We start from the raw sequence: 19,166 nt of genomic DNA, 5'->3' as shown, positions 1-19,166 counted from the left end.
CTTGGGGGTGCCGCGGTCAAACCGAGCACACCTCGAACCGGATATTCTCCACCGATCCCCAGCTAGCCGCTGGGAACGACACGCCCGCGCGCCGTGGATCCGCGGATCGGCATTTGTCGGGGGCACGTGCATTCGCTAGCGTGTGAACCCAGTTATCCCCAGCCCGTGCGGCGGAATCTCGCGCTTCTCGCAACTTCGTTCACAGGCCGTGGAGAACGCTGTGAACAGAGCCTTCGGGCCGCTCCACCTGTCGTTCGGGGGAGCGACGAGCGGCCGGACGACGGTGCAGAGATTGCGGGGAGCGATGACAGAACAGCCCATTGCCGAAACGTGGGCGACGGTCCTCGACCGGTTGTCGGGAGACGAGGCCATCACGCCGATGCTCCAGGGCTTCCTCAACCTGGTCGAGCCGAAGGGCATCGCGGCGGGCACGTTCTACCTCGAGGTCCCGAACGACTTCACGGCGAGCATGCTCAACCAGCGCATGCGCGTCTCGCTGCTCTCGGCGATGAGCGCCATCGATGCACCCTCGCCCGTCACGTCCTTCTATGTCGTGGTGAACCCCGAGCTCGAGGATGCACGACCGCACGCCGACGCGGCGGGCCTCGGCAACGGCGGCGGCCTGGGCGGGCCGGGCGACGGCTCGGGGCCCGGCGGCGCGGCATCCGACGGCTTGCTCGACCCGGTCGAGCTGCCGGCCTCGCACCAGTCGGTGTTCGACACTCCCGCGAACCCCGACCGGCCCCGCGACGCCCGGCTGAATCCCAAGTACTCCTTCGACAGCTTCGTCATCGGCCAGTCCAACCGCTTCGCCCACGCGGCGGCGGTCGCGGTGGCCGAGGCGCCGGCGAAGGCCTACAACCCCCTGTTCATCTACGGCGACTCCGGGCTCGGCAAGACGCACCTCCTGCACGCCATCGGCCACTACGCGATGAGCCTGTACCCGGGCATCCGCGTGCGGTACGTGAGCTCCGAGGAGTTCACCAACGACTTCATCAACTCGATCGCCAACAACCGCGGCTCGCTGTTCCAGCAGCGCTATCGCAACATCGACATCCTGCTGATCGACGACATCCAGTTCCTGCAGGGCAAGGCGGAGACGCAGGAGGCGTTCTTCCACACCTTCAACACGCTGCACGACCACAACAAGCAGGTCGTGATCACGAGCGACGTCCCGCCGAAGCACCTGACGGGCTTCGAGGACCGCATGCGCAGCCGGTTCGAGTGGGGCCTCATCACCGACGTGCAGGCGCCCGACCTCGAGACGCGCATCGCGATCCTGCGGAAGAAGGCGCAGAACGAGCGACTCCAGGTGCCCGACGACATCCTCGAGTACATGGCCTCGAAGGTCTCGAGCAACATCCGCGAGCTCGAGGGCACGCTGATCCGCGTCACGGCCTTCGCCAGCCTGAACCGCACGCCGGTCGACATGCCGCTCGTGCAGACGGTCCTGAAGGACCTGATCACGGATGACACCGACAACGTCGTCGCGCCGGTCGACATCATCACCGCGACGGCCGACTACTTCAAGCTCACGGTCGACGACCTCTACGGGTCGAGCCGATCGCAGGCGGTCGCGACGGCGCGCCAGATCGCGATGTACCTGTGCCGCGAGCTCACGAGCCTCAGCCTCCCGAAGATCGGACAGCTGTTCGGCAACCGCGACCACACGACGGTCATGTACGCGAACAAGAAGATCTCGGAACTCATGAAGGAGCGCCGCTCCATCTACAACCAGGTCACGGAGCTCACCGCGCGCATCAAGCAGCAGGCCCGCTTCCGCTGATCGCGGTCGTCCGGCGGATGCCGCCGGCATCCCCCGGCGCGCCCCGGATCGCGCGTGATCGGGCGACCCTGCGAAACGCCTGAGTCGATTCCACACAGGTGTGGACAATCTGTGGATTGTTGACGAGCAACCGCACCAGGACTGTGCACACGGTTCGTCGGCCTGTGGACAACTCCGAACGCGCATCGGAGTCCCCGACGGGCATCCGCCTCGATCTCCACAACCCGTGCACAGGCCGGAACGGCCCCCTCGCCCGTCGTTCCGCGGATCCCCGCACACCATCCACAGTTTCCACACCGGTTAACACCGTTAAGAGATAGATGGTTAATCCGAGGCGTCCGACAACCTCGGACGGGAGCGGTCCGCTCCGGGCCGGACCGCGCCGAAAACCCCGCGTGCCGAGTGACCGTGCGGATAGCATGGGAGCCATCCAGCACCTCCACGACGGGAGAACCGTGAAGTTCCAGGTCAATCGCGACGTCTTCAGTGAGGCCGTGTCCTTCGCCGTCAAGCTGCTGCCGCAGCGCACGACCCTGCCGATCCTCTCGGGGGTGCTGATCCAGGCGAACGACGACGGCCTCGTCCTCTCCTCGTTCGACTACGAGGTGTCGTCGCGCACCGAGATCAAGGCCGATGTCGAGGAACCCGGCACCGTCCTCGTCTCCGGTCGCCTGCTCGCCGAGATCGCCGGCCGCCTGCCGAACGCGCCCGTCAAGGTCTCGACCGAGGAATCGCGCATCTCGGTCACCTGCGGCTCGGCGAGCTTCACGCTGCTGTCGATGCCCGTCGAGGAGTACCCGTCGATCCCCGAGATCGGCGAGCAGACCGGCCTCGTGCCGGCCGAGGAGTTCGCGTCGGCCGTCTCGCAGGTCGCCGTCGCCGCGTCCCGCGACGACGTGACCCCCGTGATCACGGGCGTGCAGCTCGAGGTCCGCGAGAACAACGTCAGCCTGGTCGCGACCGACCGGTACCGCGTCGCGATCCGCGAGATCGAGTGGGACGGCGGTGGCGTCGCGACCGAGGGTGCCGATTCGCTCACCGCGCTCGTGCCCGCCCGCACGCTGCAGGAGGTCGGCAAGACCTTCGGCCACTCGGGCAACCTCTCGATCGCGATCACCAGCCGCGACGATCGCGAGCTCATCGCCTTCTCGGCCGACCGCAAGACGGTGACGAGCCTGCTCATCAAGGGCAACTTCCCGCCCGTCCGCCGGCTCTTCCCCGACACGGTCGACAACTACGCGGTCATGAACACGGCCGAGCTCATCGAGGCCACCCGTCGCGTGGCCCTGGTCCTCGAGCGCGAGGCCGCCCTGCGCTACACGTTCACGGCCGACGGGCTGACGCTCGAGGCCATCGGGAGCGAGCAGGCGCAGGCCTCCGAGTCGATCGACGCGATCCTCACCGGCGATGAGACCGTGGTGTCCCTGAAGCCGCAGTTCCTCCTCGATGGACTCCAGGCGGTCCCGAGCGAGTTCGTCCGCATCTCGTTCACGAAGACCGAGAATCCGAACAAGCCCGGGCCGGTGCTCATCACGAGCCAGACCTCCCGCGAGCAGGCGGGCGCCGACAGCTACCGCTACCTCCTGCAGCCGAACCTCCTGCTCCGATAGCGGCCGCCGCGATGTCCGCGGCGGCGGGTAGCGTGGGGGTTCGCGAGAAGGGAGCCGCACCGTGCACGTCGCCAGGCTCTCGCTCATCGATTACCGCAACTACCGCACGGCCGAGCTCGAGCTCGAGCCGGGCGCCACGGTCATCGTGGGCCGGAACGGCCAGGGCAAGACGAACCTCGTCGAGTCGATCGGGTACCTCGCGACCCTCGGCTCCCACCGGGTGTCGAGCGACCAGGCCCTGATCCGCGCCGGCGCGGATGCGGCGGTGGTGCGCGCCGTCCTCGCCCACGGCGGCCGCGAGGTGCTGCTCGAGCTCCAGCTCAACCGGCAGGGCGCGAACCGCGCGCAGGTCAATCGTGCGGCGGCCAAGCCGCGCGACCTGCCGCGGTACGCCCACACGGTGCTCTTCGCCCCCGAGGACCTCGCGATCGTGCGCGGCGAGCCGTCCGTGCGCCGGCGCATGCTCGACGGCCTCCTGGTCCAGCGCATCCCGCGCCTGGCCGGCGTGATGGCCGACTACGAGCGGGTGCTCAAGCAGCGCAACTCCCTCTTGAAGAGCGCCCGCGCCCGCGGACTGGCCGCGTCGCAGCTCACCACCCTCGACATCTGGGATGAGCGGCTCGTGGAGCTCGGCGCCGAGCTCATCGACCGCCGGCTCGAACTGGTCGGCGAGCTGCGCGAGCCCCTCGCGGCGGCCTATCGGTCGATCGTCGACGCCGACCACCGCCCCGAGCTCGAGCCCGTCCTCTCGATCGACGGCGCCGACCCCGACGACGAGGCGACGGATGCCACTGCCCCCCGCCCGGGCACCGGACCCGCCGCAGGAACCGCCGAGCCCGCGTCGACCGCCGAACGCTTCGCGGCCGCCCTCGCCGCGCTGCGCCGTCGCGAGCTCGAGCGCGGCGTGACGCTGGCCGGGCCGCACCGCGACGACGTCCTCCTGCTGCTCAACGGCCTGCCGGCCAAGGGGTACGCGAGCCACGGCGAGTCGTGGTCGTTCGCCCTCGGCCTTCGCCTCGCCTCGGCCGAGCTGCTGCGTCGCGATTCGTCGACCGGCGATCCGGTGCTCGTGCTCGACGACGTGTTCGCCGAGCTCGACCGTCGTCGGCGTGAGCGCCTGGCGGCCGCCATCGGCGGGTACGAGCAGGTGCTCATCACGGCCGCGGTCCTCGAGGACGTGCCCGACCCGCTCGCGGGCCGCGTCATCCACATCGAAGCCGGACGAGTACTCGAGTCGCCGGCCGACGACGCCGGAGCGACGCGCGAGACGGAGGCATCCGGTGTCTGAGGCGGCGAGGACCTACCAGCACTTCCGCGAGATCTTCGGCGGGGAGCCCCGCATCCGTCCCGGGCGAGCGCGCCCCCGCACCCGCGAGGCCGCGGGCAGCGAGCCGTTCACCCCCGGCCGCGATCCCAAGCCACTGGGCGCGACCATCGACGCGCTCACCGCGCAGCTCGGATGGACGGGCCCGCTCTCCCAGCACGAGCTCCTCGCGACGTGGCCCGAGATCGCCGGCGCCGAGATCGCCGAGCACTCCGAGCCGATCGCGATCGAGGGCGGCATGCTGCAGGTTCGCTGCGACTCGACGGCCTGGGCGACCCAGCTCCGGATGATGCGTTCGGAGCTGCTCCGCGCGATCGCCGACCGGCACCCCCACGCGGGTGTGGAGAACATCCGCTTCCAAGGGCCGGACGCCCCCACCTGGAAAAGGGGTCCCAGATCGGTTCCAGGGCGTGGTCCGCGCGACACCTACGGGTGAGAGGGCAAAATCGGTCACTCGACCGTTCACGAGGCCGCAGATCGGCGCGGAGCGACGCGGACCCCTCCCGGTGTTGATAGGATCAAGGGTCGCCAGAACGACGGTTTGGAGCCCGATTCACCCATGACAGCGGAACCGACGAAGGCCCAGCAGACGCCGGAATACGGCGCCGACGCGATCCAGGTTCTCGAGGGCCTCGAAGCGGTCCGCAAGCGGCCGGGCATGTACATCGGCTCGACGGGCCCGCGCGGCCTGCACCACCTCGTCTACGAGATCGTCGACAACTCCGTCGACGAGGCGCTCGCGGGGTACTGCGACACCATCGACGTGACCATCCTGGCCGACGGCGCCGTGCGAGTCGTCGACAACGGCCGCGGCATCCCGGTCGACATCCACAAGACCGAGGGGCGCTCCACGGTCGAGGTCGTGCTCACCGTGCTGCACGCCGGCGGCAAGTTCGGCGGCGGCGGGTACGCGGTCTCGGGCGGACTCCACGGCGTGGGTTCGTCGGTCGTCAACGCGCTCTCGACGCGACTCGAGGTCGAGGTCAAGCGCCAGGGCAGCGTGTACCGCCAGTCCTACACGGTCGGCGTTCCCGACGCGCCGCTCGAGCAGGGCGAGGCGACGGATGCCACGGGCACCTCGATCACGTTCTGGCCCAGCGAGGACATCTTCGAGACCGTCGAGTTCGACTACGAGACGCTCCGCGCGCGCTTCCAGCAGTACGCGTTCCTCAACAAGGGGCTGCGGATCAACCTCACCGACCTGCGGGAGATCTCGCAGATCTCCGACGGCGAGGAGGACGAGCAGGGGCACCGCCACGACAGCTTCCTCTACGAGCGCGGCCTGGTCGATTACGTCGAGTACCTCAACCGCTCGAAGAAGACCGACCTGGTCAACGACGAGATCATCTCGTTCGAGGCCGAGGACACCGAGCGCCACATCGCGCTCGAGGTCGCGATGCAGTGGACCACGGCCTACACGGAGTCCGTCCACACCTACGCCAACACGATCAACACCCACGAGGGCGGCACCCATGAAGAGGGCTTCCGCGCCGCGCTCACGACGCTCGTCAACCGGTACGCGCGCGAGAAGGGCCTGCTGAAGGAGAAAGACGCCAACTTCTCGGGCGAGGACGTGCGCGAGGGCCTGACCGCGGTCATCTCGGTCAAGCTGTCCGAGCCGCAGTTCGAGGGCCAGACCAAGACCAAGCTCGGCAACACCGAGGCGAAGTCCTACGTGCAGCGCGTGACGAGCGAGCAGCTGGGCGACTGGTTCGACCGCAACCCGAACCAGGCGAAGGAGGTCATCCGGAAGGCGCTCCAGGCCGCGACCGCCCGGCTGGCCGCCCGCAAGGCGCGCGAGGCGACGCGCCGCAAGGGCCTCCTCGAGTCGGGCGGCATGCCCGGCAAGCTCAAAGACTGCCAGTCGAAGGACCCGTCGATCTCCGAGATCTTCATCGTCGAGGGCGACTCGGCCGGCGGCTCGGCCGTGCAGGGGCGCAACCCCGAGACGCAGGCGATCCTGCCGATCCGCGGCAAGATCCTCAACGTCGAGCGCGCGCGACTCGACCGGGCGCTCGCGAACGCCGAGGTCCAGGCGATGATCACCGCCTTCGGCGCGGGTCTCGGCGAGGACTTCGACCCCGAGAAGGTCCGGTACCACAAGATCGTGCTCATGGCCGACGCCGACGTCGACGGCCAGCACATCACGACGCTGCTGCTCACGCTGCTGTTCCGCTACATGCGCCCGCTCATCGAGCTCGGTTACGTGTACCTCGCCCAGCCGCCGCTGTACCGCATCAAGTGGTCGAACGCCGATCACGAGTACGTGTTCTCCGACCGCGAGCGCGACGCGGTCCTCGAGGACGGCCTCGCCCAGGGCAAGCGGATCCCCAAGGACAACGCGGTGCAGCGCTACAAGGGCCTCGGCGAGATGAACCACCAGGAACTGTGGGACACGACGATGAACCCGGAGAGCCGCACGCTGCTCCAGGTCACCATGGACGACGCCGCCGCCGCGGACGAGATCTTCTCGACCCTGATGGGCGACGACGTCGAGTCGCGCCGCAGCTTCATCCAGAAGAACGCGAAGGACGTGCGCTTCCTTGACATCTGACACGATCAACCCGGGCGCCGACGAGGCCGGCGGGGGCAACGGCATCCACGGTCGCATCGACCAGGTCGACCTGCAGCTCGAGATGCAGCGCTCGTACCTCGACTACGCCATGAGCGTCATCGTCGGGCGCGCGCTGCCCGACGTGCGCGACGGCCTCAAGCCCGTGCACCGACGCGTCATCTACGCGATGTTCGACGGGGGCTACCGCCCCGACAAGGCCTTCTCGAAGTGCTCGCGCGTCGTCGGCGACGTCATGGGCCAGTTCCACCCGCACGGCGACACCGCGATCTACGACGCGCTCGTGCGCCTCGTGCAGCCGTGGTCGATGCGGTACCCGCTCGCGCTCGGGCAGGGCAACTTCGGCTCGCCCGGCAACGACGGCGCGGCCGCGCCCCGGTACACCGAGACCAAGATGGCTCCGCTCGCGCTCGAGATGGTGCGGGACATCGAGAAGGACACCGTCGACTTCGGCGACAACTACGACGGTCGCACGCAGGAGCCGACGATCCTGCCGGCGCGCTTCCCGAACCTGCTCGTCAACGGCTCGGTCGGCATCGCCGTCGGCATGGCCACGAACATCCCGCCGCACAACCTGCGCGAGGTCGCATCGGGCGCCCAGTGGTACCTCGAGCACCCGGATGCCACGCGCGAGGAGCTCCAGGAGGCGCTGATCCAGCGCATCAAGGGGCCGGACTTCCCGACGGGCGCCCAGATCCTCGGCACCCGCGGCATCCTCGACGCCTATCGGACGGGGCGCGGGTCCATCACGATGCGCGCCGTCGTCAACGTGGAGGAGATCCAGGGCCGCACGTGCCTGGTGGTCACCGAGCTCCCGTACCAGGTGAACCCCGACAACCTGGCGATCAAGATCGCCGACCTCGTGAAGGACGGCAAGCTCAGCGGCATCGCCGACATCCGCGACGAGTCGTCGGGCCGCACCGGCCAGCGCCTCGTGATCGTGCTCAAGCGCGACGCGGTCGCGAAGGTCGTGCTCAACAACCTGTACAAGCACACGCAGCTGCAGGACAACTTCGGCGCGAACATGCTCGCGATCGTCGACGGCGTGCCCCGGACCCTCCCGATCGACGGGTTCATCGCCCATTGGGTCGATCACCAGATCGAGGTCATCGTCCGCCGCACCCGGTACCTCCTCGCCGAGGCCGAGGCGCAGGCGCACATCCAGCGCGGCTACGTGAAGGCGCTCGACGCGCTCGACGAGGTCATCGCGCTCATCCGCCGCTCGCCCGACGTCGACGAGGCCCGCACCGGCCTGATGGAGCTGCTCGACGTCGACCAGCTCCAGGCCGACGCGATCCTGACGATGCAGCTGCGCCGCCTCGCGGCCCTCGAGCGCCAGAAGATCATCGACCGCCTCGCCGAACTCGAGCAGCAGATCGCCGAGTACCAGGCGATCCTCGCCGACGAGTCGCGCCAGCGCGGCATCGTGTCGGAGGAGCTCGCCGAGATCGTCGACAAGTTCGGCGACGAGCGCCGCACGCACATCCTGCACGGGTTCGACGGCGACATGTCGATGGAGGACCTGATCCCCGAAGAGGAGATGGTGGTCACCGTCACGCGCGGCGGGTACGTCAAGCGCACGCGCAGCGACAACTACCGGTCGCAGCACCGCGGTGGCAAGGGCGTCAGGGGCGCCCAGCTCCGCGCCGACGACGTCGTCGACCACTTCTTCGTCACGACGACTCATCACTGGCTGCTGTTCTTCACGAACCAGGGCCGGGTCTACCGGGCGAAGACGTACGAGATCCAGGAGGGCGGCCGCGACGCCAAGGGCCAGCACGTCGCCAACCTGCTCGAGCTGCAGCCCGACGAGCAGATCGCCGAGATCCTCGACATCCGCGACTACGAGGTGGCCAAGTACCTCGTGCTCGCGACGCGCGACGGACTCGTGAAGAAGACCGAGCTGACGGCGTACGACACGAACCGCTCGCGCGGCGTCATCGCCATCAACCTGCGCGAGGGCGACGAGCTCGTCTCCGCCATGCTCGTCGACGAGCACGACGAGATCCTGCTGGTCTCGAGGAAGGGCATGTCGCTCCGGTTCGAGGCGACCGACGACGCGCTCCGGCCGATGGGTCGCGCGACGTCGGGCGTGAAGGGCATGAGCTTCCGGCCCGGCGACGAGCTGCTCGCGGCATCCGTCGTGCCCGGGTCGACCGAGGCCGAAGCCGCCGAGGCGGCGGCCGCGCCCCCGGACGCGACCGGCCAGAAGGCGAGCCCGTCCGACGCGTACGTGTTCATCGTGACCGAGGGCGGCTACGCGAAGCGCACGCGCGTCGAGGAGTACCGCAAGCAGCAGCGCGGCGGCCTGGGCATCAAGGTCGCCAAGTTGAACGACGATCGCGGCACGCTCGCGGGCGCGCTCATCACCTCGCGGAACGACGAGGTCCTCGTGGTCCTTGCCAGCGGCAAGGTGGTACGCTCTGACGTCGCCGAGGTCCCGGCCAAGGGCAGGGACACGATGGGCGTGGTCTTCGCGAAGTTCGTCGCCGACGATCGCATCATCGCCATCGCGAAGAATTCCGAGCGGAATCTCGCGGACGAGGCCGCCGAGAACGATGCGGCCGAGACCGCTGGAGAGGAGTGACCGTCATGAGTAGCGTCGCCGACAAGCTGGCCAAGAAGACGAACCGCAAGCCCCCGGGCAAGCAGGTGCGGCTCCGGCTGGTGTACATCGACTTCTGGTCGGCCGTGAAGCTGTCCTTCCTCGTGGCCGTCTGCCTCGCGGTCGTGAACATCGTGGCGTCGTTCCTCGTGTTCACGGTGCTGAGCTCGACCGGCATCTTCGAGCAGGTGAACAGCCTGGTCCAGGATGTCGCGGGCGCCGGCACCGACCTGCGCACGTTCTTCTCGCTCGGCAACGTGATGGGCTTCGCCGTGATCGTGTCGCTGCTGAACCTCGTCGTGACGACCGCCCTCGGCGCCGTCATCGCGGTGCTCTACAACCTCAGCGTGAAGATCACGGGGGGCATCCTGGTCGGCTTCACGAACAGCTGACGGCCGGGCTCGGCCCGATTCGGAGATTCCCGCAGCGTCGGGTAGTCTGTCCTTCGGCCGAATTCCGGGGATATAGCTCAGGCGGTTAGAGCGCTTCGCTGATAACGAAGAGGTCCGAGGTTCAAGTCCTCGTATCCCCACCCCGACAACTCCACAAACGGATGCCGCGGCATCCGCCCGGGGGCCTTAGCTCAGTTGGTAGAGCGCCTGCTTTGCAAGCAGGATGTCAGGAGTTCGAATCTCCTAGGCTCCACATCTCCCGTCTCGCCGGTGGTCCTCATCGTGCCGAACTCCCCGCTGGAACAGTTCGTGCGCACGGCCGCCGCCCTCTCGCTCACGCGGATCCGAAGAATTCTGCGACGAGGTGCATCCGAACCCGCCCTTCGAAGGGAAGTAGGGGTATCGGGTGAAATTCGCACCCGCCGACAGAAGGGGAAGTCCAATGAAGCGCATTCTCGCCACCGGATTCATCGCCGGCCTCGCCACGTTCGGCTTCGCCGGCGCGGCGCACGCCGCGCCCGCCGACGCCGCGTGCTTCGGTCAGGTGCACAAGACCATCAACACCGAGGGCGCGCTCGGTTTCACGAACGTCGGAGACGTCGTCCAGGCCATCGGCGGCCAGGGCAAGAACGAGACCGCCCGGGGCATCTGCGGCGGCTGAGCCGCTGCCAGCACCGTCGTCGGCGGCTCGGGACCGAGGGTTCCGGGCCGCCGATTCGCGTTCCGATCGCGCGCCCGGGCCCCGTAACCGACGATGCGAGCCCTCCGAGGTGCGCCGGTTGCTACCGTCGTCGTCATGGCTTCCGCGCCGCAATCCCGGAACACCGCCTCGAGGGTGGCCGACATCGCCGCGCGACTGCGCGCCGCGGGCAGCGTCTTCGCCGAGGACGAAGCGGCCATCCTGATCGAGGCCGCGACGGATGACGGCGAGCTCGACTCGCTCGTGCAGCGTCGCGTCGCCGGCGAGCCGATCGAGCCCCTCGTCGGCTGGGTCCGCTTCGGCCGACTTCGCCTGGCCGTGGGCCCGGGCGTGTTCGTCCCGCGCCAGCGCTCGCTCCTGTTGGCTCGCGCGGCCGTCCGCGTGGCGCAGGGGCAGGCCGACCCCGTGATGCTCGAGCCCTTCTGCGGGGTGGCGCCGCTCGCGGCATCCGTCGCCGCAGCGCTGCCCGCCGTGGAGGTGCACGTCGCCGACGTCGATCCCGTCGCGCTGGCGTGGGCGCGGCGGAACCTCCCCCCCGATGCGGGGGTGCACGAAGGGGCCGGACTCGCCGCCGTCCCCGCCGACCTCCGCGGTCGCGTGTCGCTCGTGGCATCCGTGCCTCCCTACGTTCCCGAGCCCGAACGCCGGTTCGTGCCGAGGGAGGCGCTCGATCACGAGCCGCCGCGTGCGCTGTTCGCCGGGCCGGACGGGCTCGACCACGTCCGGACGCTCGTCGCGGAGCTCGTCGGGTGGCTGCGTCCCGACGGGCGCGCGCTCATCGAGCTGAACCGGGCCCAGTGGGATGCGGCGGCCGCGCATGCCGAGACGTGCGGATGGCGCGTGTCCCGCCGCGGCGGCTCGGACGGCCAGACGGTGCTGCTGGGCCTCGCCTGAGGCGGGTAATACAGTGGCGGGATGGACATCCGCATCGCCGCGTACGGGGTCATCATCCGCGACGATGCCATCCTGTTGGCCCATTGGAACGAGCACGGCCGCTCGGCGTGGACCCTGCCGGGCGGCGGGATCGAGCTGCCCGAGCATCCGAACGACGCGGCGATCCGCGAGATCCGCGAGGAGACGGGTTACGACGCCGAGATCGAGCGACTCCTCGGCATCGACACGATGGTGGTGCCGGCCGCCAAGCGCCACCACGGAACGGCGCCCCTGTACGCCATGCGCATCGTCTACCGCGCCCGGGTGGTCGGCGGCGCACTCCGCAACGAGGTGGGCGGTTCGAGCGACGAGGCGCGGTGGTTCCCGCTCGGCGAGGTGCCGCGGCTCGCACGCGTGAGCCTGCTCGACATCGCGATCCGCATGAACGACGACCCGCCGGCCGCCGGGATGCCGTCGAAGCGCTGACCGCGGGGCCGCCGGCGCGCCGGAGACGGCGACGGCCCCGTCCGGCGAGCGGACGGGGCCGTTGCGGTCGGATCCTGCACGGCGGACATGACGATCAGAGCGTCCGGGCTAGCAGGGCGAGGGTGGTGAAGTTCGACGCGCGGAGGCGGTCGGCCTCGCGCTGCAGCTCGGCGAGCCGGGCGGCGTCCTCGCGCAGGCGGCGGGCCTCGGCGGCCCGGCTCCACGCGAGCAGCGCGAGTCCGGCGCGCCGGGCGAGGCGCTCCTGGAGGCGGCCGGCCCCGAGGCGCACGGCCTGCGCCTGTTGCGCGGTCGAACGGGTTGCGGTGAGTGTGGTGTTCACGGTGGTGTCCTTCATCGGAGGTGGTGCGAACGGATGGCGCGCGCGGAAGCGCGCACCGGGAGGAGACGCGAGTGATCCCGGTGACGTCGCCTGCGGCATCCGTCGCCCGGGGGCGCCCATGCCGCTCGAATCGAGTCGTGGGAAGAGACGGCCGGCGGCCCGCGCGTCGTGGAACGCGTGACGCGAGCGGATGCCGGGCGGGACGGACGCCCTGCTCAGGAACGAGCGGGGTTCGTCAGGCGGGTGCGGACCCTACGGTCGACGCGAAGGCGTGACGGTCAGCAGGCCGCGAAGGGGGCGCCGAGGAAGGCGACCGCGATGCGGATCGGGGTGTGAATTCGCCGGATCATCATGGGTCTCGCCTCCTCTCCTGTGCCGTCGTTGCGAGCCGAGAGTTGACATTAGCGGCATCCGTTCCCCGAGCGCAAGAGCGAATCGCGAATCGGCGTCGAGGTCCGGGCCGGCCCGGAGAGCCGGGGGCACGGCGAAGGCCCCCGCCCGAGTCATGGGGCGAGGGCCTTCGAGAAACCGTGGTGCGTCAGATCACCGGCGACGGCGTGGCGTTCGAGCCCGCGGTCGACGAGGTCGCGGACGGCGTCGGCTCATCGTCGGCCACCCACAACTCGTCGTCGGCGCGGAACGTCTGCCAGACCGCGTAGGCGACGCCCGCGGCCGCGACGATCCCCGCCCCGATCGCGAGGTACGTGCCGACTCCGGGTCCCTGCTTCTGCTTGGCGACCACCGCGGCACGCGGCGACACGCGCGCGAGCGCGCGCCGGACCCGGGTGTCGTTGGCGATGTCGCCGACCGACATCAGCGCACCGAGCGCGGTGCCGAACGCCCGCTCGGCCGTGTCGCCGGCGCCGCGCGCGATCGTGCGCGCCTGGTCGACGCCCGGGCGGACATAGCTCTCGTAGCCCGTGCGCACACGCGGAACGACCTCCTCCTGCGTGAGCAGGTTGAGCTGGTGGCTCGCCTCGCGGGCCACCTTGGCCGCCTTGTCGAGCACGTCCTGCTGGCCCCCCCACAGTTCCTCTGCACTGCTGCGCAGCCGCTTGAGTTCCTTCCGGCGCTTGCGTGACAGGCTCATCTCGACCTCCATCGTTGTGCAGCGAACCCCTCCATCCTGCCACCGAACCGGCTGGATGTGGGGTGGGAGTGCGGGGGGTTGCATACCGCACCCCGAATCCCCACATGAGAGAATCGACCTCATGCCGAATCCCACCGCAGTCGCGACGATCACCACCAACCACGGCGACATCAAGGTCGACCTCTACGGCCACCACGCCCCGAAGACCGTCGAGAACTTCATCGGCCTCGCCACCGGCGAGATCGAGTGGACGCATCCCGCCACCGGCCAGAAGTCGAACGACCCGCTGTACGACGGCGTCGTCTTCCACCGCATCATCCCCGGCTTCATGATCCAGGGCGGCGATCCGCTCGGGCAGGGCGTCGGCGGTCCCGGCTACCGGTTCGACGACGAGATCCACCCCGAGCTCGACTTCACCGAGCCCTACGTGCTCGCCATGGCGAACGCCGGCATCCAGGGCGGCCGTGGCACCAACGGCTCGCAGTTCTTCATCACGGTCGGCCCCACCACGTGGCTGCACGGCAAGCACACCATCTTCGGCAAGGTGACGGATGCCGCGAGCCAGGCCGTGGTCGACAAGCTCGCCGCCGTGCCGACCGACGGCCGCGACCGGCCGATCGACGACGTCGTGATCGAGAAGATCACGGTCGACCGCCGCTGAGACGCCGACGGTGAGCGACGCGGCGTCGGAGCGCCAGAGCTTCTGCTACCGGCATCCGGACCGCCAGAGCTTCGTGCTCTGCCAGCGGTGCGGGCGCACGATCTGCGGTGAGTGCCAGACCCCGGCGCCCGTCGGGGTCATCTGCCCGGAGTGCATGCGCGAGCAGCGCGCGACCGCGCCGCGGACGAAGCCCGCCGTGCTGACCCGGGCGCGGGCGGCGGCCGAGCGCGGGGCGCCCGTCGTGACCTACTCGCTCATCGGGGTCACGCTCGCGGTGTTCGTGCTGCAGCTGATCCCCGGGCTCGCGGTCACCGAACGGCTCGCCTACGCGGGCGTCTACTCGCTGCCGTTCAACTTCGAGCCGTGGCGGATGATCACGTCCCTGTTCGTGCACTCGACGGGGCTGATCTTCCATGTCGCCCTCAACATGTACACGCTCTGGATCTTCGGCCAGCTCCTCGAGGGGCTCCTCGGTCGCTGGCGGTTCCTGGCGCTGTACCTGATCTCGGGGTTCGCGGGCTCGGTCGCCGTGCTGTGGCTCGCCGATCCGGGCACGGGCGTCGTCGGCGCCTCCGGGGCGATCTTCGGCCTGATGGGCGCGTTCCTCGTGATCCAGCGCCGCCTCGGCGGCACTGCGACGCAGCTGCTCATCCTCGTCGGCATCAACCTCGTGATCGGCTTCGTTCCGGGGTTCAACATCTCGTGGCAGGCCCATCTCGGCGGGCTGGTCGGCGGGGCGCTCGTCGGTCTGATCTACGTCGAGACTCGCAAGCGCGACCAGAAGGCACTGCAGGTCGGCCTCCTCGCCGCGCTGGTCGCGGTGCTGCTCGTGCTCTCCCTGCGATTCTTCTACCTGCCGTTGTTCTGACCGCGGCCGGCGAGGAGCGCCTCGACCGGGTTATCCACAACGCTGTCCACAGTTGGGGAGAGTTACACGGGTGTGATTCCGCACGATGTCCGGGATTCCGCGGTTTCCCGGTCTCCACAGCCTGTGGAACATGTGGAGAAACCTGTGGAAGGTGTGGAGAACACCGTGCCGAGACAGACGAAAGGGGCGGATGCCGCAGCATCCGCCCCGCCGTGTCGTCGCCGGTCAGCGCCAGCGTGTGGTCATGAGGAAGCCGATGAAGGCGATGCCGAACCCGACCAGGATGTTCCACGAACCCAGGTCGGCGACCGGAAGGGCGCCCTGGCTCACGTAGAACACGATGATCCAGATGAGCCCGAGCAGCATGAAGCCGAACATGACGGGCTTGAACCAGACGGGGTTCGGCGCGTCCTCGCCGCTCGGCTGCTCCGCGCGCGCGGGCTTCGTTGATTTCGTGCGTGCCATGCCGGAGATTCTAGTCGATCCGCGGACGGCACTCGGAGTCCGCTCATCGGCGGGCGAATAGAATCGCCCGTATGCCCGGAGGCCTGACGGAGGACCGGGTCGATCCCGCCGACGCCGGGGAACGGCCCGAGGCGTCGGGCGCGCCCGCGGAGTCCCGCCGGCCGCGCCTCGGCGTGGTGGGAGTCCTGGGCGAGCTCCTCGTCACCGCCGGCGTGCTGGTGCTGCTCTTCCTCGGGTGGAAGCTGTGGTGGAACGACGCGATCATGGCGTCGCAGCAGTCGGATGCCGCATCCGACCTCTCCGCCGGGTGGATCGAACAGGGGCGGACGGAATCGGGCGAGGCGCCGCCGCCGCCGGCCGAGGGCTACGGCGACCCCGTCGTCGACGCCACCGACTACGGCAACGGCGAGGCGTTCGCCGTGATGTACGTCCCGCGCTTCGGCGAGGACTCCCAGCGCGGCATCGCCGAAGGCGTCGGCTTCGACGTCCTGAACAGCTTCCGGCTCGGGGTCGGCCACTACCCGGAGACCCAGATGCCGGGCGAGGTCGGCAACTTCGCGATCGCCTCGCACCGGAGCGCCTACGGCGGCGGCATGCACGAGATCGAGCAGCTCCGGCTCGGCGACGGCATCTTCATCCAGACCCGCGACGGGTGGTACACGTATCGGTTCCGCGACCTCGAGTACGTCACCCCCGACGCCGCCGATGTCCTGGCGCCCGTGCCGCATCACCCCGAGCTCGCCCCATCCGACCGCATCATCACGCTCACGAGCTGCAACCCGCTCTACTCGACCGCGGAGCGCATCATCGCGTACGGCGTGCTCGAGTCGTGGCAGCCCGCAGCCGCCGGTCCGCCGGCCGAGATCGCCGCGCAGGTCGCGGCGTGGGAGGAGTGAGCGTGTACGCCGCACTCTGGCGCATCCTGCCCGGACCCGCGTGGGTCCGCATCCTGCTGCTCGCGGTGCTCGTCGCCGCGGTGGTGTTCGCGCTGTTCACCTGGGTCTTCCCCTGGCTGGACGGCATCGTCAACCCAATCGACGTCACGGTGGAGCAATGACCCGGATCCTCGTCATCGACAACTACGACAGCTTCGTCTACACGCTGAACGGCTACCTGCAGGAGCTCGGCGCCGAGACCGAGGTCGTCCGCAACGACGACCTCGGCGTCTCGGACGTGCCCGCGCGCATCGCCGAGTACGACGGCGTCCTGATCTCGCCGGGCCCGGGCAAGCCCGCCGACGCGGGGGTGTCGATCCCCGTGGTGGAGGCGGCACTCGAGTCCGGGCAGCCGCTGCTCGGCGTGTGCCTCGGGCACCAGGCGATCGCCGAGGCCTTCGGCGCGACCGTCACCAACGCCGAGGAGCTCATGCACGGCAAGACGTCGCGGATCGTCCACGACGACAGCGCGTTCTACGCGGGCGTTCCGCAGCCGTTCACCGCGACCCGGTACCACTCGCTCGCCGTCGTCGACGGAACCGTTCCCGACGAGCTCATCGTCACGAGCCGCACGCAGGGCGGCGTCATCATGGGCCTGCGGCACGAGTCCGCGCCCATCCACGGCGTGCAGTTCCACCCCGAGTCGGTGCTCACCGAGGGCGGCTACCGGATGCTCGGCAACTGGCTCGCCGAGACCGGGCTCGCCGAGGCATCCGAGCGCGCGCGGTCGCTGAACCCGCTCGTGCGGGTCGCTCAGCCGGCGCAGTAGACCAGTTCGACCTGGGACTTCTGCGGCACGTCGCCCGGGGCGAGCGACTGGCGCACGACCGGGGAACCGGCCTGCGAGGGGCAGGCGGGATCGGGAACCGGGACCGGCGTGAGCTGCAGCGTCGACGAGCCGAGGTACGACGAGGCGGCCTGGAGCGACTGGCCGGTGAGGTCGGGGAGGGTCACGTTGCCGCTCGAGACGGTGAAGTTCACGGAGGAGCCGCTCTCGACCGAGGCGCCGGCCTCGGGATCGGTCGACAGCACGGTGCCGCCCGCGACCGTGGGGGAGTTCTGACGCGTCTCGCTCCCCGCGACGAGTCCGGCCGCCTCGAGGTCGGCCTTGGCCTGCTCGAGCGTCTTGTTCACCACGTCGGGGACGGCGACGGCTTCGCGGCCCGTCGAGATGAAGACCTGGATGGGCGTGCCGGTGTCGACGATCTCGCCCTCGGCGGGCTCGGTTCGGATCACCTCGCCCGCGGGCACGGTGTCGTTCGTCTCGTCGACGCGGGTCGCCGGAAGCGTGAGGGCCTGGAGCTCGTTGACCGCCTCCTCCCACGTCGCGCCGGTGAGCGAGGGGACCTCGCGGGCGTTCGAGGGCAGGTCGTCGGCCGGTTGCAGGTTGAACGCCCAGTACATGACCGCGACGACGATCACGACGACGGCGATGATGCCCGACCAGATCCAGATCGCCGGTGGACGCCGCTGGGTGCGCGTCATCGTGTCGTCCTCGGCGAGCTGGCGCAGTGCGAGCTCCGAGGTCGAGAGCGAGCCGGTGTCGGTGCCGAAGAAGAGCGCGGTCTCGTCGACCCTGCGCTTGACGGGCACCCGGCCGGATGCCGCCTCCTCGACCTCGGCGCGGAACTCGGCCGCCGTCTGGTAGCGGATGGTCCGGTCCTTCGCGAGCGCGTGCAGGACCACCGCGTCGAGCGCGGGGGAGACCTTGGGGTTGATGACGCTCGGCTTCACCGGGCGCTCGCTCACGTGCTGGTACGCCACCGCCACGGGGGTGTCGCCGCGGAAGGGCGGGCGGCCCGTGAGCATCTCGAACAGCACCACGCCCGTGCTGTAGAGGTCGGTCCGCGCGTCGACCGGTTCGCCCTTGGCCTGCTCGGGCGAGAAGTAGGACGCCGTGCCGAGGATCGCGGTGGTCTGCGCGACGGTGGTCGCGGAGTCCGAGACGGCGCGCGCGATGCCGAAGTCCATGACCTTCACCTGGCCGCCGGTGGTGATCATGATGTTGCCCGGCTTGATGTCGCGGTGCACGACGCCCGCACGGTGCGAGTACTCCAGCGCGGTGAGCACGCCCTCGATCACGCGCGCCGCGGCCAGCGGCTCGAGCGGGCCCTCGTGGATGATGTCCTTCAGGAGACGGCCCTCGACGAACTCCATGACGATGAAGGGCAGCTGCACCTCGTGGCCGGACTGGTCGCGGACCGTCTCCTCGCCGGCGTCGAAGACGCGGACGATGGTCGGATGCGCCATCCGGGCCGCCGACTGCGCCTCCTGCCGGAAGCGCATGCGGAACGAGGGGTCGGTCGCCAGCTGCGGCTTCAGCAGCTTGATGGCGACCTGGCGGCCCAGGCGCGTGTCGGTCCCGACGTGGACGTCGGCCATGCCACCGCGTCCGATGAGGGCACCCACGCGGTAGCGACCCGCGAGCATGCGACCTTCATCGTTCACCGTTCCTCCGA

Annotated in this window: 19 protein-coding genes and 2 tRNA genes; 17 read left to right on the top strand and 4 right to left on the bottom strand. The window is 69.7% G+C overall.

Annotation, left to right across the window (positions count from 1 at the left end; all coding sequences use genetic code 11):
* Positions 1–304 precede the first annotated feature (304 nt).
* The 12 genes from dnaA (at position 305) to WBQ80_RS10160 (ending at position 12,348) form a co-directional block, all read left to right on the top strand.
* Entirely contained in the window at positions 305–1,786 is a 1,482-nt protein-coding gene (gene dnaA, locus WBQ80_RS10215) for a chromosomal replication initiator protein DnaA (RefSeq protein ID WP_336572391.1), read from the top strand.
* A gap of 455 nt (positions 1,787–2,241) precedes the next feature.
* A complete protein-coding gene (dnaN, locus tag WBQ80_RS10210) occupies positions 2,242–3,396 on the top strand; it encodes a DNA polymerase III subunit beta (RefSeq protein ID WP_336572400.1) in 1,155 nt (384 codons plus the stop codon).
* A gap of 61 nt (positions 3,397–3,457) precedes the next feature.
* Entirely contained in the window at positions 3,458–4,684 is a 1,227-nt protein-coding gene (gene recF, locus WBQ80_RS10205) for a DNA replication/repair protein RecF (protein ID WP_336572390.1), read from the top strand.
* Entirely contained in the window at positions 4,677–5,156 is a 480-nt protein-coding gene (locus tag WBQ80_RS10200) for a DUF721 domain-containing protein (RefSeq protein WP_336572389.1), read from the top strand. Before recF ends, WBQ80_RS10200 begins: the two co-directional genes overlap by 8 nt.
* 123 nt (positions 5,157–5,279) lie before the next feature.
* Positions 5,280–7,274: a DNA topoisomerase (ATP-hydrolyzing) subunit B gene (gene gyrB / locus WBQ80_RS10195; protein WP_336572387.1), complete on the top strand. Its 1,995-nt coding sequence runs from the start codon at positions 5,280–5,282 to the stop codon at positions 7,272–7,274.
* 82 nt (positions 7,275–7,356) lie between these two features.
* On the top strand, positions 7,357–9,879 hold the full coding sequence (gene gyrA, locus WBQ80_RS10190) for a DNA gyrase subunit A (protein ID WP_442892710.1): 2,523 nt from the start codon (positions 7,357–7,359) through the stop codon (positions 9,877–9,879).
* A gap of 5 nt (positions 9,880–9,884) precedes the next feature.
* The gene (locus WBQ80_RS10185; RefSeq protein ID WP_336572385.1) at positions 9,885–10,289 is read left to right on the top strand and encodes a DUF3566 domain-containing protein; all 405 of its coding nucleotides are present in this window, start codon (positions 9,885–9,887) and stop codon (positions 10,287–10,289) included.
* A 66-nt stretch (positions 10,290–10,355) separates the two neighbouring features.
* Positions 10,356–10,429, top strand: a tRNA-Ile gene (locus WBQ80_RS10180).
* A 40-nt stretch (positions 10,430–10,469) separates the two neighbouring features.
* Positions 10,470–10,542, top strand: a tRNA-Ala gene (locus WBQ80_RS10175).
* Between the two features lie 189 nt (positions 10,543–10,731).
* Positions 10,732–10,950 carry a hypothetical protein gene (locus WBQ80_RS10170; RefSeq protein ID WP_336572384.1) on the top strand — a complete coding sequence of 73 codons (219 nt, stop codon included), beginning with the start codon at positions 10,732–10,734 and terminating at the stop codon, positions 10,948–10,950.
* A gap of 135 nt (positions 10,951–11,085) precedes the next feature.
* Positions 11,086–11,883, top strand: a complete 798-nt coding sequence (locus WBQ80_RS10165; protein WP_336572383.1) for a putative protein N(5)-glutamine methyltransferase — start codon at positions 11,086–11,088, stop codon at positions 11,881–11,883.
* Between the two features lie 21 nt (positions 11,884–11,904).
* Positions 11,905–12,348, top strand: coding sequence for an NUDIX hydrolase (locus WBQ80_RS10160; protein WP_336572382.1), 444 nt, complete (start codon positions 11,905–11,907; stop codon positions 12,346–12,348).
* A gap of 94 nt (positions 12,349–12,442) precedes the next feature.
* Here WBQ80_RS10160 and WBQ80_RS10155 read toward each other — a convergent pair whose 3' ends face one another.
* On the bottom strand, positions 12,443–12,688 hold the full coding sequence (locus WBQ80_RS10155) for a hypothetical protein (RefSeq protein WP_336572381.1): 246 nt from the start codon (positions 12,686–12,688) through the stop codon (positions 12,443–12,445).
* A 538-nt stretch (positions 12,689–13,226) separates the two neighbouring features.
* The gene (locus tag WBQ80_RS10150) at positions 13,227–13,778 is read right to left on the bottom strand and encodes a hypothetical protein (protein WP_336572379.1); all 552 of its coding nucleotides are present in this window, start codon (positions 13,776–13,778) and stop codon (positions 13,227–13,229) included.
* A gap of 121 nt (positions 13,779–13,899) precedes the next feature.
* Here WBQ80_RS10150 and WBQ80_RS10145 point away from each other — a divergent pair, with 121 nt between their 5' ends.
* Entirely contained in the window at positions 13,900–14,439 is a 540-nt protein-coding gene (locus tag WBQ80_RS10145; RefSeq protein ID WP_336572378.1) for a peptidylprolyl isomerase, read from the top strand.
* 10 nt (positions 14,440–14,449) lie between these two features.
* Entirely contained in the window at positions 14,450–15,307 is an 858-nt protein-coding gene (locus WBQ80_RS10140; RefSeq protein WP_336572376.1) for a rhomboid family intramembrane serine protease, read from the top strand.
* 225 nt (positions 15,308–15,532) lie between these two features.
* Here the strand turns inward: WBQ80_RS10140 and WBQ80_RS10135 are convergent, their stop codons facing one another.
* Positions 15,533–15,772, bottom strand: a complete 240-nt coding sequence (locus tag WBQ80_RS10135; protein ID WP_336572375.1) for a cell division protein CrgA — start codon at positions 15,770–15,772, stop codon at positions 15,533–15,535.
* Between the two features lie 71 nt (positions 15,773–15,843).
* On the opposite strand from WBQ80_RS10135, the gene WBQ80_RS10130 reads away from it, so the two are divergent.
* The 3 genes from WBQ80_RS10130 to WBQ80_RS10120 are packed head-to-tail and all read left to right on the top strand — an operon-like array spanning position 15,844 to position 17,476.
* Complete coding sequence (locus WBQ80_RS10130) at positions 15,844–16,668, top strand: class E sortase (RefSeq protein ID WP_336572374.1); 825 nt, start codon at positions 15,844–15,846, stop codon at positions 16,666–16,668.
* 2 nt (positions 16,669–16,670) lie between these two features.
* Positions 16,671–16,829: a hypothetical protein gene (locus WBQ80_RS10125; RefSeq protein WP_336572373.1), complete on the top strand. Its 159-nt coding sequence runs from the start codon at positions 16,671–16,673 to the stop codon at positions 16,827–16,829.
* On the top strand, positions 16,826–17,476 hold the full coding sequence (locus tag WBQ80_RS10120) for an aminodeoxychorismate/anthranilate synthase component II (RefSeq protein WP_336572372.1): 651 nt from the start codon (positions 16,826–16,828) through the stop codon (positions 17,474–17,476). Before WBQ80_RS10125 ends, WBQ80_RS10120 begins: the two co-directional genes overlap by 4 nt.
* On the opposite strand, the gene pknB is transcribed toward WBQ80_RS10120, so the two are convergent.
* Positions 17,461–19,155: a Stk1 family PASTA domain-containing Ser/Thr kinase gene (pknB, locus tag WBQ80_RS10115; protein WP_336572371.1), complete on the bottom strand. Its 1,695-nt coding sequence runs from the start codon at positions 19,153–19,155 to the stop codon at positions 17,461–17,463. The two genes, WBQ80_RS10120 and pknB, sit on opposite strands and share 16 nt — an antisense overlap.
* Positions 19,156–19,166: the final 11 nt, after the last annotated feature.

The organism is Agromyces sp. CCNWLW213 (assembly GCF_037199545.1).
Taxonomy (GTDB): Bacteria; Actinomycetota; Actinomycetes; order Actinomycetales; family Microbacteriaceae; genus Agromyces.
The sequence above is the reverse complement of the archived record's forward strand: the minus strand, read 5'-3'. Positions and strand labels throughout refer to the sequence as shown.

Excerpts from the sequence above, each read along its gene's own strand:
- WBQ80_RS10150 (WP_336572379.1), bottom strand. The coding sequence starts at position 13,778 with ATGAGCCTGTCACGCAAGCGCCGGAAGGAACTCAAGCGGCTGCGCAGC.
- WBQ80_RS10120 (WP_336572372.1), top strand. The coding sequence starts at position 16,826 with ATGACCCGGATCCTCGTCATCGACAACTACGACAGCTTCGTCTACACG.
- WBQ80_RS10135 (WP_336572375.1), bottom strand. The coding sequence starts at position 15,772 with ATGGCACGCACGAAATCAACGAAGCCCGCGCGCGCGGAGCAGCCGAGC.
- WBQ80_RS10130 (WP_336572374.1), top strand. The coding sequence starts at position 15,844 with ATGCCCGGAGGCCTGACGGAGGACCGGGTCGATCCCGCCGACGCCGGG.
- WBQ80_RS10185 (WP_336572385.1), top strand. The coding sequence starts at position 9,885 with ATGAGTAGCGTCGCCGACAAGCTGGCCAAGAAGACGAACCGCAAGCCC.
- WBQ80_RS10145 (WP_336572378.1), top strand. The coding sequence starts at position 13,900 with ATGCCGAATCCCACCGCAGTCGCGACGATCACCACCAACCACGGCGAC.
- WBQ80_RS10160 (WP_336572382.1), top strand. The coding sequence starts at position 11,905 with ATGGACATCCGCATCGCCGCGTACGGGGTCATCATCCGCGACGATGCC.
- WBQ80_RS10170 (WP_336572384.1), top strand. The coding sequence starts at position 10,732 with ATGAAGCGCATTCTCGCCACCGGATTCATCGCCGGCCTCGCCACGTTC.
- gyrB (WP_336572387.1), top strand. The coding sequence starts at position 5,280 with ATGACAGCGGAACCGACGAAGGCCCAGCAGACGCCGGAATACGGCGCC.
- gyrA (WP_442892710.1), top strand. The coding sequence starts at position 7,357 with ATGCAGCGCTCGTACCTCGACTACGCCATGAGCGTCATCGTCGGGCGC.
- dnaA (WP_336572391.1), top strand. The coding sequence starts at position 305 with ATGACAGAACAGCCCATTGCCGAAACGTGGGCGACGGTCCTCGACCGG.
- WBQ80_RS10165 (WP_336572383.1), top strand. The coding sequence starts at position 11,086 with ATGGCTTCCGCGCCGCAATCCCGGAACACCGCCTCGAGGGTGGCCGAC.